Source organism: uncultured Shewanella sp., assembly GCF_947497935.1.
Taxonomy (GTDB): Bacteria; Pseudomonadota; Gammaproteobacteria; order Enterobacterales; family Shewanellaceae; genus Shewanella.
The window spans coordinates 187,794-201,620 of the sequence record NZ_CANMIO010000004.1; the positions used below are offsets into that span (position 1 = coordinate 187,794).

General features: G+C 45.2%; 13 protein-coding genes. 6 read left to right on the forward strand and 7 right to left on the reverse strand.

All coding sequences use genetic code 11. From position 1 onward, the window contains the following. Positions 1–34 precede the first annotated feature (34 nt). The 3 genes from panC to Q1A86_RS06355 all read left to right on the forward strand — a co-directional run bounded on the left by panC (position 35) and on the right by Q1A86_RS06355 (position 2,352). Positions 35–886 carry a pantoate--beta-alanine ligase gene (gene panC / locus Q1A86_RS06345; RefSeq protein ID WP_299804310.1) on the forward strand — a complete coding sequence of 284 codons (852 nt, stop codon included), beginning with the start codon at positions 35–37 and terminating at the stop codon, positions 884–886. Between the two features lie 484 nt (positions 887–1,370). Beyond that, positions 1,371–1,877, forward strand: coding sequence for a DUF4124 domain-containing protein (locus Q1A86_RS06350; protein WP_299804312.1), 507 nt, complete (start codon positions 1,371–1,373; stop codon positions 1,875–1,877). A gap of 139 nt (positions 1,878–2,016) precedes the next feature. Then, a complete protein-coding gene (locus tag Q1A86_RS06355) occupies positions 2,017–2,352 on the forward strand; it encodes a DUF4144 family protein (protein WP_299804314.1) in 336 nt (111 codons plus the stop codon). Positions 2,353–2,427: 75 nt separating this feature from the next. Here the strand turns inward: Q1A86_RS06355 and Q1A86_RS06360 are convergent, their stop codons facing one another. The 5 genes from Q1A86_RS06360 to mpl form a co-directional block, all read right to left on the reverse strand. Further along, entirely contained in the window at positions 2,428–3,198 is a 771-nt protein-coding gene (locus Q1A86_RS06360) for an ABC transporter permease (RefSeq protein ID WP_299804659.1), read from the reverse strand. Between the two features lie 2 nt (positions 3,199–3,200). After that, positions 3,201–4,145: an ABC transporter ATP-binding protein gene (locus tag Q1A86_RS06365; RefSeq protein ID WP_299804317.1), complete on the reverse strand. Its 945-nt coding sequence runs from the start codon at positions 4,143–4,145 to the stop codon at positions 3,201–3,203. Between the two features lie 140 nt (positions 4,146–4,285). Then, a complete protein-coding gene (gene hpt / locus Q1A86_RS06370; protein ID WP_299804319.1) occupies positions 4,286–4,819 on the reverse strand; it encodes a hypoxanthine phosphoribosyltransferase in 534 nt (177 codons plus the stop codon). Between the two features lie 7 nt (positions 4,820–4,826). Then, complete coding sequence (locus Q1A86_RS06375; protein WP_299804322.1) at positions 4,827–5,480, reverse strand: flavin prenyltransferase UbiX; 654 nt, start codon at positions 5,478–5,480, stop codon at positions 4,827–4,829. Positions 5,481–5,485: 5 nt separating this feature from the next. Continuing rightward, entirely contained in the window at positions 5,486–6,871 is a 1,386-nt protein-coding gene (mpl, locus tag Q1A86_RS06380; RefSeq protein WP_299804324.1) for a UDP-N-acetylmuramate:L-alanyl-gamma-D-glutamyl-meso-diaminopimelate ligase, read from the reverse strand. Positions 6,872–7,232: 361 nt separating this feature from the next. On the opposite strand from mpl, the gene Q1A86_RS06385 reads away from it, so the two are divergent. The 3 genes from Q1A86_RS06385 to Q1A86_RS06395 all read left to right on the forward strand — a co-directional run bounded on the left by Q1A86_RS06385 (position 7,233) and on the right by Q1A86_RS06395 (position 10,174). After that, the gene (locus tag Q1A86_RS06385) at positions 7,233–8,549 is read left to right on the forward strand and encodes an anaerobic C4-dicarboxylate transporter (RefSeq protein WP_299804327.1); all 1,317 of its coding nucleotides are present in this window, start codon (positions 7,233–7,235) and stop codon (positions 8,547–8,549) included. A 98-nt stretch (positions 8,550–8,647) separates the two neighbouring features. Then, on the forward strand, positions 8,648–9,292 hold the full coding sequence (gene bluB, locus Q1A86_RS06390; protein ID WP_299804330.1) for a 5,6-dimethylbenzimidazole synthase: 645 nt from the start codon (positions 8,648–8,650) through the stop codon (positions 9,290–9,292). A gap of 171 nt (positions 9,293–9,463) precedes the next feature. Then, entirely contained in the window at positions 9,464–10,174 is a 711-nt protein-coding gene (locus Q1A86_RS06395) for an oxidative stress defense protein (protein ID WP_299804333.1), read from the forward strand. A 110-nt stretch (positions 10,175–10,284) separates the two neighbouring features. Here the strand turns inward: Q1A86_RS06395 and Q1A86_RS06400 are convergent, their stop codons facing one another. Further along, positions 10,285–11,451 carry a porin gene (locus Q1A86_RS06400; protein WP_299804335.1) on the reverse strand — a complete coding sequence of 389 codons (1,167 nt, stop codon included), beginning with the start codon at positions 11,449–11,451 and terminating at the stop codon, positions 10,285–10,287. A gap of 226 nt (positions 11,452–11,677) precedes the next feature. Continuing rightward, positions 11,678–13,582, reverse strand: coding sequence for a GGDEF domain-containing protein (locus Q1A86_RS06405; protein ID WP_299804337.1), 1,905 nt, complete (start codon positions 13,580–13,582; stop codon positions 11,678–11,680). Positions 13,583–13,827 lie beyond the last annotated feature (245 nt).

The window sequence follows — 13,827 nt, forward strand, 5'->3', positions numbered from 1 at the left end:
CCATTCTTTAATTGAGTACCAGAGCAGTAAAACCATGATCACGACTCAATCTATCTCTGATATCCGCAAACAAGTAACAGCATGGCGACTAAAGGGCGAAACCGTTGCTTTTGTCCCGACCATGGGCAACCTGCATTTAGGTCATATCACCTTAGTTAAAGAGGCCAAGACTCGTGCCGATCACGTGGTTGCTTCTATCTTTGTTAACCCAATGCAGTTTGGTCAAAATGAAGATCTTGATGCTTATCCAAGAACCCTAGCCGATGATCAGGCTGCGCTCATTGAAGCCGGTGCCGAGTTACTGTTCACCCCGACGCCAGATATCATCTATCCAAAAGGTATGGATGCACAGACCTTTGTTGAAGTGCCGAGCATTTCCGATGAACTCTGTGGCGCCAGTCGCCCAGGTCACTTCAGAGGCGTTGCCACCATAGTCTGCAAGCTGTTCAACATAGTCCAGCCTGACATTGCAGTTTTTGGCCAAAAAGACTTTCAGCAGTTATTAGTGATCCGCACCATGGTAGAAGATCTATCGATGCCAATTGAGATTGTCGGCGTTGAGACGATACGTGAAGCCTCTGGCCTTGCCATGAGCTCTCGCAACGGCTACCTAACGACGGAGCAAAAAGATCAGGCGTCGCAAATAAAGCGCACCTTAGATAAAATGGGCGTGTCGCTTAAAGCGGGCTTACTGATTGAGAATGTGGTCGCAAAGGCGCAAACAGAACTCGAGCATGTCGGCTTTAGAAACGATTATCTCGATGTTAGAAACGCCAATACTTTTGCCATCGCAACGGCTGTCGATAAAGAACTGGTCATTTTAGTCGCCGCTTACATGGGCTCGACACGACTTATTGACAATTTAGTGGTCAAGTTAGCCCACTAGCAGATAGTCTTTCGTCACAAAGCAATTTATGACTATTTAACGGCAAGATTTAAACGGTTCAAAACACAGTTTTGAACCGTTTTTTATTGCCCCCCATTACAAACTGGCGGTGGTCTTATCGTTTTATCATAGGTGTTTTATCATTGATACTTAGCTATCAAGAATGACTGAAGTCAGCGTAATCTGTATCACTAAACCTTAGCGCTACACCATAGCTCCATGACCTCCTCGCAATAAGATAAATCACAAGATTCACCAAGCTATTTTTGCCTATATATATGAGTTCACAACACTTTTAAAGTGCAATTATTTAGTGTCAAAAAACTGGTGTTCTGCGTCAACTTAAGCCATAGTGTGCTCTATTGTTAAATGTTAAGCATTCTTGTTAATTAAAAAACAGTGTGTGATTATTTCTCGATCCAGACTTGCTGTTAACAGCTATGCATTTGTATCAACTAAACGGTCAATAAGGATAGTTAGCCGGATGGCGAAAGTTATTTTCACTTTTCTCTGCCTCGCTCTTGCGGGTTCTGCACAGGCAAACAGTATTTTTAAGTGTATAAAAGATGACAAGATAGTCTTTAGTCAACAGTCATGCCCTGAAGAATTTCGCCAGCACAAGATTGAATACCAGTTAGGGATCACCACAGAAACGGACTCAGATAAACGTATCGAGATCCAAGATCCGCTACAAGCCCTGCTCAACAAAAAAACCATCTCAAAGAAGCGCCTACTACAGCTGTTAGATAGCGAAATGTATCGACTGCGCCAAGAAAATAGTTATTACGAAATACTCAGAGCCAGTGAACTGCAAAAACTGGAGCGCGACCGCTATTGGCAGAAAAAAGCACCTAGCGATCCAGAATTCCAAGAGTCAGTGAAAGAGATGAACCAGCACTTTGACCAGCTTGTAAAGGTTAATTCTGGCACCATTGAGTTACTCAACGATAGAAAGCTGCAAATAGAAAAAGAGACAACTGCGATATACTAAGGCTGACATGAGGTATCATCTAAGCCAAACTTGTTGAGCGGAGCAGCTAATCTCTGCCTCAAGTCCGGACTGGTTCAATGCAAGTATAGCCCCCCACACCGAGTTAGGTCTGCGTCCAAGCTCAAGGAGACAAGATCCTTTGAATATCCACTCGCTTACTTGGCCTATTTTGCTTAAACAGCCTCTGCAAGATGAGCTTATCTACCTAACTTCCAGTGAGGAGTTTTTCGAGCAGTTGAGTTTACTTGGTCCCCTCGACGGCGTATTTATTATCGACACTAACGGCACCAGCTATCACATAGAATCTGACACCTTGCTAAGCCCATGCACGCCACAACTGCCAATTGCTACACTAATAGACTGGGTGCGTTTACACGCGAGCCAAGCTGGACACTGCTGCACTAGCAAGTTGAGCGTAAACAATATTGCCCAGCTATTTGAAATAGTAGTTTTTATCGAACAAGAGTCACCATAAAGCGCTATCAAATGCTTCAAACAAAAACGCCAACAGCTTAAGCTGTTGGCGTTTTAATATGAAGCTTAAAAGAGATCAGCTTCTCAAGCCGATACCACGTGAGATCAGGTAGTAGGCAACACTCCAAAGTGCTGCACAGAAAGCTACCATGATGCCGATTGATAACGGCACACTCATGTCTGCATAGCCTAGAAAACCATAGCGAAATACGTTAATCATATACACCACCGGGTTTAGCGCTGATACGCCCTGCCAGAAATCGGGCAGTAATGATAACGAGTAAAACACACCGCCCAAATAAGTTAATGGCGTTAGCACGAAGGTCGGTACGATACTGATATCATCATAACTCTTGGCAAATACAGCGTTAATCAAACCGCCAAGGGCAAATAGAATCGCCGTTAATAGTACGGTTATCGCCACTAGCCCGACATGATGCAGAGTGATATCGACGAAGAACATCGCCACCAAGGTGACGATAGTACCGACACATAAACCACGAGCGACACCGCCACCCACGTAGCCTGCAATAATCACATAGTGAGGCACAGGTGCGACGATCAACTCTTCGAGGTTACGCTGAAATTTAGCGCTAAAAAATGACGATGCCACGTTGGAGTAGGAGCTAGTGATCACCGCCATCATAATCAAACCTGGGGCGATAAACTCCATATAAGAGACGCCACCCATCTCACCGATGCGCTTACCCACTAAATTACCAAAAATCAAAAAGTATAACGTCATACTGATTGCTGGCGGCACTAAGGTTTGCACCCAAATACGGGTAAAGCGGTTGATTTCTTTGGTTAAAATACTTTTAAAAGCTGTGAAATACAGCGCTTTCATGTTCATTTCACATCTCCGTTATGCTTACCTTTCTCGACTAACTCAACAAACAGCTCTTCCAAGCGGTTGGCCTTATTGCGCATCGATAGCACCTGAATGCCTTGCTCGCTCAGTTGGACAAATACCTTGTTCAACCCCTGCTCTTTAGCGACATCCACCTCTAGCGTATGGCTATCGCTCAAGCGACACTGCACACCCGATAGCTCGGGCACTGAGTCGAGATCTTCTTTAATGTCGAGAATAAAGGTTTCCATATTCAAACGGCTCAACAAAGACTTCATGCTGGTACACTCCACCAGCACCCCCTTGTCTATGATGCCGATATTACGGCACAGCATTTCAGCTTCTTCAAGGTAGTGGGTAGTCAGAATAATCGTCACCCCTTGAGCGTTAAGCTCAGTCAGGAAAGTCCACATCGAGCGGCGTAGCTCAATATCGACGCCTGCGGTGGGCTCATCCAGAATAAGTAGCTTAGGTTCATGCATCAAGGCTCGGGCAATCATCAAACGACGCTTCATACCGCCTGATAGCTCACGAGCAGCGCTATTGCGCTTTTCCCACAAATCTAGCTGACTTAAGTATTTTTCAGCTCTAGCCATCGCGACATCGCGCTTAACACCGTAGTAGCCAGCCTGATTAACTACAATTTGCAGTACGGTTTCAAATTGATTGAAATTGAACTCTTGCGGCACCAATCCGATACACAGCTTCGCCAGCTCAAGCTCTTTATCGATATCGTGTTCGAATACAGAAACTGTGCCTGAAGTCTTTTGTACCAGTGAGCTAATCACACCAATGGTGGTCGATTTGCCTGCGCCGTTTGGGCCTAAAAGTGCAAAGAAGTCACCTTTATTAACGGTTAAGCTAATCCCCTTTACTGCTTCGACTCCGCCTTTATAGGTTTTTTTTAGGGAGTCAATAACGAGGGCTGCTTCTGAATTTGCCATGGTTATTCCAATCCATTTGAAAAGTAAATAAAAACTCCCGCGATTGCGGGAGTCGATAGATAAATTACATCCCTAAGAAGGGCGAATATCAGCTGGTTATAACAGCCATAATATCTGCACCCTATACTTAGTGCTGAAATTTAGTCTTCTAGCGGTACAACTTTAGCGATATACGGCAGGTTACGGTACTGCTCCGCATAGTCGATACCATAACCCACGATGAACTCATCAGGGATAGTGAAGCCAATGAAATCGACAGGAACGTCAACTTCACGGCGCTCAGGCTTATCCAATAGCGTACAAAGCGCTAGGCTCTTTGGCTCACGGATCATCAGCATATCGCGTACCTTGTTTAAGGTATTGCCTGAATCGATAAGATCTTCCACGATCAACACATCACGACCCTGAATTTCAGACTGCACGTCTTTCAGAATTTTTACGTCGCGGCTGCTGCTCATTTCGTTGCCATAGCTTGATACCGACATAAAGTCGATCTCAACATGACCTTTAATACGTCTACAAAGATCTGCCATAAAAACAACAGAACCTTTCAGTAAACCTACCATCAATAGGCGGTCGCTATCGGCATAATGTGCATTAATCTGCTCAGCCAAAATATCCAATTTTTGATTGATCTCTTCAGCAGTGATCATCACTTCAGTGGTGTGTTTCATAAAACTCTCAGTAGTCGATGTCGCTAACGTTATGCTTGTCATAACCCCAACGATTCGTTAGTGCATGGTTAACGCCCAGATGGTCAAGAATTCGAGCGACCATGAAGTCTACCAGATCTTCAACCGATTTGGGATTATGATAAAAGCCTGGTGCAGCAGGCATGATGGTCGCCCCTAACTTAGAAAGCGACAACATATGCTCTAAGTGTATGGCACTAAAAGGAGTTTCTCGCGGAACTAAGATTAATTGCCCGCGCTCTTTTATTACCACATCGGCGGCTCTTTCTAACAAATTATTACTCATACCGGTCGCTACGGCGGCTAAAGTGCCTGTACTACAGGGGCAAATCACCATCTGCTTAGGCGCAGCAGAGCCTGACGCAGGCGGCGAAAACCACTCTTCTTTGCCAAGTACAACGAGTTCACCACCGACTTCACCAAATTGTGCCAGCAATTGCTCTTTGGCTTTATCGCCGTTAGCGCTTAATTGTAGGCCTTGCTCGGTAGCTAAAACGACACGGGCCGCAGAAGAGATCATCAAAAATACCTGATAATCACTTTTAAGTAAGATCTCTAATAGTCTCAAGCCATAAGGCGCGCCAGACGCACCTGTCCAAGCCAAGCTTATCGACTTTTCTGCTTTACGATATTTAACACTCATGGCTTTTATTTACCTGTTTGATTGCGAAGCTTAGCAAGCAGCTTTTGATGTAAACCGCCAAAGCCACCATTACTCATAACAATAATAGTATCTCCACTATTGGCTTGAGCTGATACCTGCTCCACTATTTCATCGATATCATATAAGACTTCTACCGGAACCGAGGCTGACGCCATTGCCGCGCTAATATCCCAATCGATATTGCCAGCTTGATACAGAAAAGCGTTACTCGCCAAACTGAGTGAGTTCGCCAAGGTATCCTTGTGTACCCCGCTCTTCATAGTGTTAGAGCGCGGCTCTAAAATCACCGTCACCTTGCCCTCGCCCACACGAGCGCGCATGCCATTAAGCGAAGTGGTGATCGCCGTTGGGTGATGAGCAAAGTCATCATAGACTTCAATGCCGTTAACCGTATCGAGTAGCTCCATACGGCGCTTTGGTGGCGCAAACTGGGTTAATGCGGTTATTGCAGCCTCAGGCTTTACCCCTACATGCCTTGCCGCGGCAATGGCCATTACCGCATTTTCAATATTATGCTGGCCGATTAATTGCCAATCTAAAATACCTTGTGACTCACCGTCAAAGAAGACTTCAAACTTATGACCATCCTCAGTCAAGTTCACCGCATACCAGCCTTGCGAGTTTTCACTCAAGTGGTACTGCTCTTGCTCACTCCAGCAGCCCATCTCGATAACTTGTTGCACACTATTAGCATCCGCTGGCCAGATAATCTTACCTTGGCCCGGTACGGTACGAATGACATGATTAAACTGACGTTGGATCGCCTTTAAATCATCAAAAATATCGGCATGATCGAACTCTAAGTTATTAATCACTAAGGTGCGTGGCTGATAGTGTACAAACTTGGAGCGCTTGTCGAAAAAGGCGCTGTCATACTCGTCGGCTTCCACCACAAAGAAAGGCGAGCCACCAAGGCGTGCTGACACACCAAAGTTTTGCGGTACGCCGCCAATCAAGAAGCCAGGCTCATAGCCACAGTCTTCTAAAATCCACGCTAACATGCTTGAGGTTGAAGTTTTGCCGTGAGTACCTGATACTGCCAGTACCCAGCGCTGTGGCAAAATATGCTCGGCTAAAAATTGTGGCCCTGAGGTATATTTAATACCGCGGTTTAATACCGCTTCAACACAAGGGTTACCGCGGCTCATAGCATTACCAATCACCACTAAATCTGGCGCATCATCTTCATTGCTGCCTAGTTGTGACGGATCGAAGCCTTGAATAAGCTCAATACCCTGCTCTTCGAGTTGCGTGCTCATTGGCGGATAAACATTGGCATCGCTGCCGGTGACTTTGTGCCCTTCCGCTCTAGCCAATAATGCTAAGCCGCCCATGAAAGTGCCACAAATTCCTAAAATATGTACGTGCATGCCTGCCACTCTGAAGAATGAAAAATCTGCCTAATTCTAACCAATTCCGCACAATATTGTCAGTTAACTCGTGTTTAATATCAGCTAATCACCACGGTTGCCAAAATGACATACTTTCAACCACCTGCTCACCATGTTGTTAGCAGCTGTTGTAGCCTAGCGCCGGTCAGCGCCAGTTCACACTTTTCAGTAAAAGTTTGACAAATAAATGCGTGTTATCACCTTGTGTAACACCCACTATTTAAGCAGTCGGTAACATACGGTATAACTGCGGCTTATTAGCCACCAGTCTATAGACGACTTCTGGTACTGCCTCCAATACAAGTGGCTGACTTATTGTTATTGCCTAAAGGAACCCCCAATGTTCTTCATCCACATGCTCTTGCTGTTAACTGTTATTTTTGTGGGGATCCGCCACGGTGGTGTGGCCTTTGGCCTACTCGGCGGCTTGGGCGTATCGATTCTTGCTTTTGTGTTTGGTATTGCGCCAGGTAATCCGCCTATCAACGTGATGTTGATTATTCTGGCTGTGGTTGCGGCGTCAGCGACCCTTGAAGCCACTGGCGGTTTGAAACTGCTGGTGCGTTACGCCGAAAAGCTACTGCGTAAACACCCGAATCAAATTGTATTTCTTGGCCCACTTTGTACTTATTCGTTAACCGTATTGGTCGGTACTGGCCATTCGGTTTACCCGCTATTGCCAGTAATTTACGATGTTGCTTACAAAAAAGGCATCCGTCCTGAGCGCCCACTTGCCATTGCTACCGTTGCATCGCAAATGGGGATTACCGCCAGCCCAATTGCAGCGGCAGCAGCCGTAGTGATTGCCAGCTCTATGGAAAACAACCTTGATATTAGTCTTATTGATGTGCTGATCGTCACCATTCCATCGACTCTAATAGGTGTACTTGTTGCCTCAGCCTGGAGCCTTAATCGCGGTAAAGATCTCGATAAAGACCCTGAGTTTCAAGCGCGCTTACAAGATGAAGATTTTAGAAATAGCCTGATTGATACTGAGTCAGACAGCAGCGATAGCGCTAAGAATGACAGCACTGCCAAGAAAGGTTTAAGCATCTTCTTACTGGGTATTTTGTCGGTGATTGCGCTGGCAATGTTTGGCGACCAACTACTACCAGAAGGCGTAAAGATGTCGGTAGCGATTCAGTTTATGATGCTATCGGTTGGCGCGATTATCCTACTGGCAACCAAGATTGATCCGAAGAAAATCGTCCACAGCAATGTGTTTATTGCCGGTATGACTGCTGTGATCATCATCTTTGGTATCGCATGGCTGAGTGACACCATTATTGGTCACCACAAGGCTTATTTAATCGAATCGGTCAGCGATATCGTACACGCTCACCCTTGGTCATTTGCGATTGCCATGTTTACCGCCTCGGTATTCTTAAAGAGCCAAGCCGCCACCTTAACCATCATGCTGCCTCTAGGGTTCTCGCTAGGGATCCCGGCGCCTGTGCTTATCGGTGTGCTACCTGCGTGTTATGCCTACTTCTTCTTCCCGTTCTACCCAAGCGACTTAGCCGCCATCAGCTTCGATAGAACCGGCACTACACATATTGGTAAATATATAGTGAACCACAGCTTTATTATGCCTGGCTTTATCGGCGTAATAACCGCAACCGTCATTGGTTATTTCATCTCTATGATGATTAACTAGTTTCAGCAGAAGCTAGCTGCTTTAAGTACAAAATACAGTTAAGCTCTAGGCGCCCATAGTGGCGCCTTTTTATTAGCTTTTTTACTTGAGACAGCCCTATGAGCCAGAAATTTTCCGAAAGTGACAGCCAGTTACTCGCTGAAATTATTCGTCTTAGACGAGATGTGAGAGGCAATCGTTTCTTACCTAAGCCTGTCGGTGATGACATTATTGATAAGCTCATTGATGCGGCCTTAAATGCGCCATCTGTCGGCTACTCCCAGCCCTGGCAATTTGTGGTGATCCGCGAAGATGCGACCAAACAGCAGGTGCACCAATCTTTTGTAAAGGCCAACGCCGCAGGCCGTGAACAATTTACCGGTAATAAAAATACCCAGTACAGCAAGCTCAAACTAGAAGGAATATTAGAAGCCCCGGTTAACCTTGCCGTGTTTTATCAATCGCAATCGACACCCGTACTAGGCCAAACGAGCATGCCTGATATGGGCCGGTTTAGCGTTGTATGCGCCATTCAAAATATTTGGCTAATGGCTCGCTCACTCAATGTTGGTGTGGGTTGGGTCAGCATTGTCGACCCTGATACAGTCAAACAAGCACTCAATGCCCCTCAGGATGCCGAATTAATTGGCTATCTCTGCATTGGCTATGTCGAAGACTTTCTCGATGAACCTGAGTTAAAGACTAAAGGCTGGGAAAAACAAAGAAACAAAGCCGATGTGATATTTAACGAAGTCTTTAAATAAGTTTTATGCCCCCCTCATGTCAGCTCTACTCAGCTCATTTGCTCGGTAAACGACAGGCCCAAATAAAAGAAAAAAAGAAAAAAAGAAAAATAACCCTTTTCGAAAATGACTACGTTTATACCTAACAAGATAAACGAACAATACATACCTATTTATACTTTTGGAGTCATTATGAAATCATCAATTATCGCAGCCCTTATCTCAGGCCTAATTGCTTCAACGGCCATGGTTGGCACGGCTCAAGCCGCCGATGTCGACTTTCCACACTTAAACACTGTAGGCACAAGCCAACTCAGCGTAAAAGCCGACATGGCTGAGGTCAATGTTGAAGTAGTGATTAAGGCTAAAACGGCTAAAGAAGCCAAAATAGAGTCTGATAAAGCGGTTGCTAACTTTTTAGATCGCCTTGAGAAAGCGGGGATCGATAAAGACCTTATTCAAAGCGCCAACATCAACCTTCAACCACAATATCATTACGAGAAAAACAAGCCAAATCAACTTATCGGTTATAGCGCTAACCGCCGCATCAAAGTCACGGTAATGGATCTTGCCAAGCTCAATAACATTCTTGATTCGGCGTTAGAACAAGGGATCAACCGCATCAATAATATCGCGCTTAAATCGAGTAAAGAGGCTGAGTATGTTGAGCAAGCTAGAATGGCGGCGATCAAAGATGCCCAGCAAAAAGCTAAAATGCTAGCCGAAGGCTTTGGTGAGAAACTCGATGGGGTGTGGGAGATCAGCTACTTTGAACAGCGTCCTATTCAGCCTGTGATGTTAAGAATGAACTCTGAAGCAAAAGGCTTAGGTGCCGGTCCTAGCTATCAGCAAGGCAAGGTCACAATTCAAGACAGAGTCGAAGTGACTTATCGCTTAAAGTAATCACTTACTTTAAGCGGTTAAAATAACGGCTTGAAGTCATCGTTCAAAAGCGAGCAAACAAAAAAGGCTTACCTCATGGGTAAGCCTTTTCTCTGTACTCGCCTCAAACATTACAAGGTATAGCGCACTCCGATTGCAATACCGTCGTCTTCAGTCAGTGCTTGCCTTGCCTCAATACCAGGAGTTGAGCTAGAGAAGTCACTAAAGTCGACTCGACCTTCTAAATAGAAGATAACGCTGTTATCCCAAATATAATGCACACCAGCAAAGGCAAATTGTCGCTTAAACACATCTCCTGGATGAGCAGCTTCGTACTTATCTCCCGCCTCTAAAATATTGTAAGAGGCTAAGATCTTCATGTTGTTATCGAACAGATAAGATGCGATTGATTCTAAGCCTACCGCCTCTTGTAAGAAGCGGCCTATGTTATCGGTATCGTGAAACTCATTGGCATTTACGTTGGCAGCAAGATAGAAACCATAGTCATCCCAGTTGCCCCAACTTGCTCCCACACCATAGATGTAGTCGGTTTCAGAAATCACCACTCCCGAAGCCGTTGTCCCCTCAGGCTCACCAAAGTTACCGCCAGCAGTCAGGGTCAGCATCTCTGTAGCCTCATAGGTAAGACCTATACCATAGGTATTATCATACTCAGTCATCACCAATCGGTTAGGGCTATTGGAGCCATCATCTTCGACTTCTGAAACGCTATTTTTAAGCTGCATCTGAATCGCCATGCTAAAATCACCGAAGCGGTTACGGTATTGGATGACCTTGTCACCTCGGCCGACACCATTGATGGCACCATCCGATTTGTTATAGGTGTAAGTACCCGATGCATTACCATCCCAAACAAAGCCATAGTTGGTGTTATACACCACATCGTACCAAGCCCCCCACTGCTTGCCGATAGTCACAGAACCGAATCTATCATGGCTTAGACCCACGTAACCAAGACGATTATTTAGGAAGTCGCCGCTTTTAGTTTCGAAGTTACTCTCACTGCTATAGGAGATGGTGCTGTTACCGAATGGATTGACGCCCCATTCCAATTTTGCATAGGCTGTCCAATCATTCGACATATCTCGAGTGAAGGCGAAATTAATCCGTGAACTACCGTTAACGACTTCAGTCACACCTTGGGTGTCGATGACACGAGCATCAACATAGCCCCCCATCTGGAATACATTTTTATCATCTTTAAAAACGTCTACGGCTGAACAAGTTGGCGCAAAGGCCAATGCGGTAAAGGGCAATATTGCTAGCGCTTTTTTCATGGGATCTCCAACCTTAGTTATCAGTTCATCATTCCATTAAGCGAGCACCTAGCGGTCATCGAGTGACGTTCACAAGCTGACAAAATTCAACACTCGCTAAACAAAAAACATAGCAAACAAATGGCTGAATACAAGTTTGAAACCCAGTAAAACATTTATACAGAGGCGCACTAAGGTGGGAAACAAAACCGCCTAGCATAAGAGCTAGGCAGTAGTTTGGCTAAACTTAAGCGCACTCCTCAATGAGATAGACTCTATTCTTGCCTGAGAACTTGGCCTTATAGAGTCCCTTGTCGGCCTGATTAACCAGTTCGGTTAAGCGTGTTTGAGGAGACTTTAATACCGAGACACCAATGCTGACGGTCAGCTCGATAACCACGTCATCGAATTTAAAGGCTTGAGCAGCAATCCCTTCACGCAAACGCTCAGAGATCAGGCTGGCATCAGCCTCGGTGACACCAGGCAGTACAATTAAAAACTCTTCACCGCCTATTCGACCAATAAGATCGCACTCTCGGAGCCAACGCTCTCCGCGCTTAGCGACGGCTTTTATCGCCATATCGCCCACCTGATGGCCATATTGATCGTTGATCGACTTAAAGTTATCGATATCAAAGATGATCACCGCTAAGGGCTCCTGCTTCTTGATAGTCCTGTCGATCATTCTCTGGCCGAGATTGAACACATGACCCCGATTGGCGATGCCAGTTAAGAAATCGGTTTGTGCGCTGTGCTTAAAGGCTTTACGAGATTGCCACAGAAACAAAACTGCAATCAGAAGTACCGTCGCCACTAAGAAGAAGAGACTCACCCTTAAGTCATAGATCCGCTCTTTATCTGCCACTGCCGCTAAGCTCAGCTCGTTGATGGCCAACTTGTTCGCCAACAACTGATTCTCAAATTCGGCGAGTGCAGAGTTATGCTCTAAAGCCGAGTCAATCACCTCATTATCTATGATCTGTTTATTCTTTTCCCGTTCCTTATCAATCACCTCTAACAAGGCGTTTATCGCGGATAAATACTGCTGTTGATCTAAGGCGATGATAGCATCGGCCTTTAGCATCATACTGCTCATATTCTTAGGAAAAGTGTCGTCTTGTTTAAAAATGCGGGCCATGACCGCCGCTTTTTCTACATCACCACTTCTTAAATACGCCTGAGCCAAAAACAGATAACTACTACTGATGAAGTATTGTTCTCGGGTGGTATCCTTTAGCGCGATCGCCTGCTCTAAGTATTCAATCGCATCGGCATAATTATGGGTGGCTAACTCAACTCGCCCCGCATTTAGGTGCGCGAAGAAGCCAAAGTCGTTAAATTCTGAAGCTTTAACCGCTAGTAAAAACTGCTGCTCAATATTATCTCTAGCCTTATCCCAATCCCCCAGCTTAACCGCTTCGCTGATCATGTTATGCAACATATTAAACATGTCTTGAGTATTATCTATCTCACTCCAATTTTGATAGGCTTTCTCAAAGTTCACATAGCCGCGCTTATGTAAGCCTACCGTACGATAGAGTGAGCCGGTAGCATTAAAGATCATCGCCTTACGGTTGTAATTCGCTTTGCCTTCTATATCGATCAACAGCATGGCTTCATCTAGCAAGGCGATCCCATTATGCACATTGATTACCTTATTAAAGCAAAAAGCATTCTGAGTTAAGCTCTTAGCTAATAGCTCTCTATTGCTTTGCTGCCTAGCCAGCACCAGCGCCTTGGTTCTATCGCTACAATAAACTTCTGGATCGTTGGTCTTCAAGTAGAGTGCAAAAGAGCGCCCTAGATAGCTCTCAATCAGCAGCTCCGAGTCCTTAAGCGGCTTGGACTGCACAATTGCCATGTCGTAGTTTGCAATCGATTGTTCGAGCTGGCGGTTACGGGCGTATTGCTTGCCGTAGAGGAAATGTAACTTAGCTCTGTCAAATGCCGTGGTGCTATATGCTGCGGTATTAATAGTATCGAGTCGAAACTCGTTGAGCAGTGCCAAAGCATCACTTGGAGAGGAGTCTGAAAGCTGTTGCTCTAACTTAAGGAAGGGAGCGGCTGCGTGTACCTGAAGGCTCATCACAGAGGCAAAACTTGCCACCGTAAAGAGCGTAATGATCTTTAGCCACTTTTTTGCAATGTACACCCGAATTCCAACTTATTTACAATCAACACGAATAAGCTTAACACATTGAATTACCACATTTACAGAGGGGATTTTACAGAAGGTTATAGGTTTAAGAGAAGGTACTAGATCTTAGGTATAAGCAAGGTTAAAGCAAAGACACTACAGGTTAAGACGGGGAAGGCCGAATGAGAGTCGATAAAAGCTAAGATGGATAAAGCTGAGACGAAAAACAAAATCTAAAGCTTCTCCTCATTGAAGGTAGG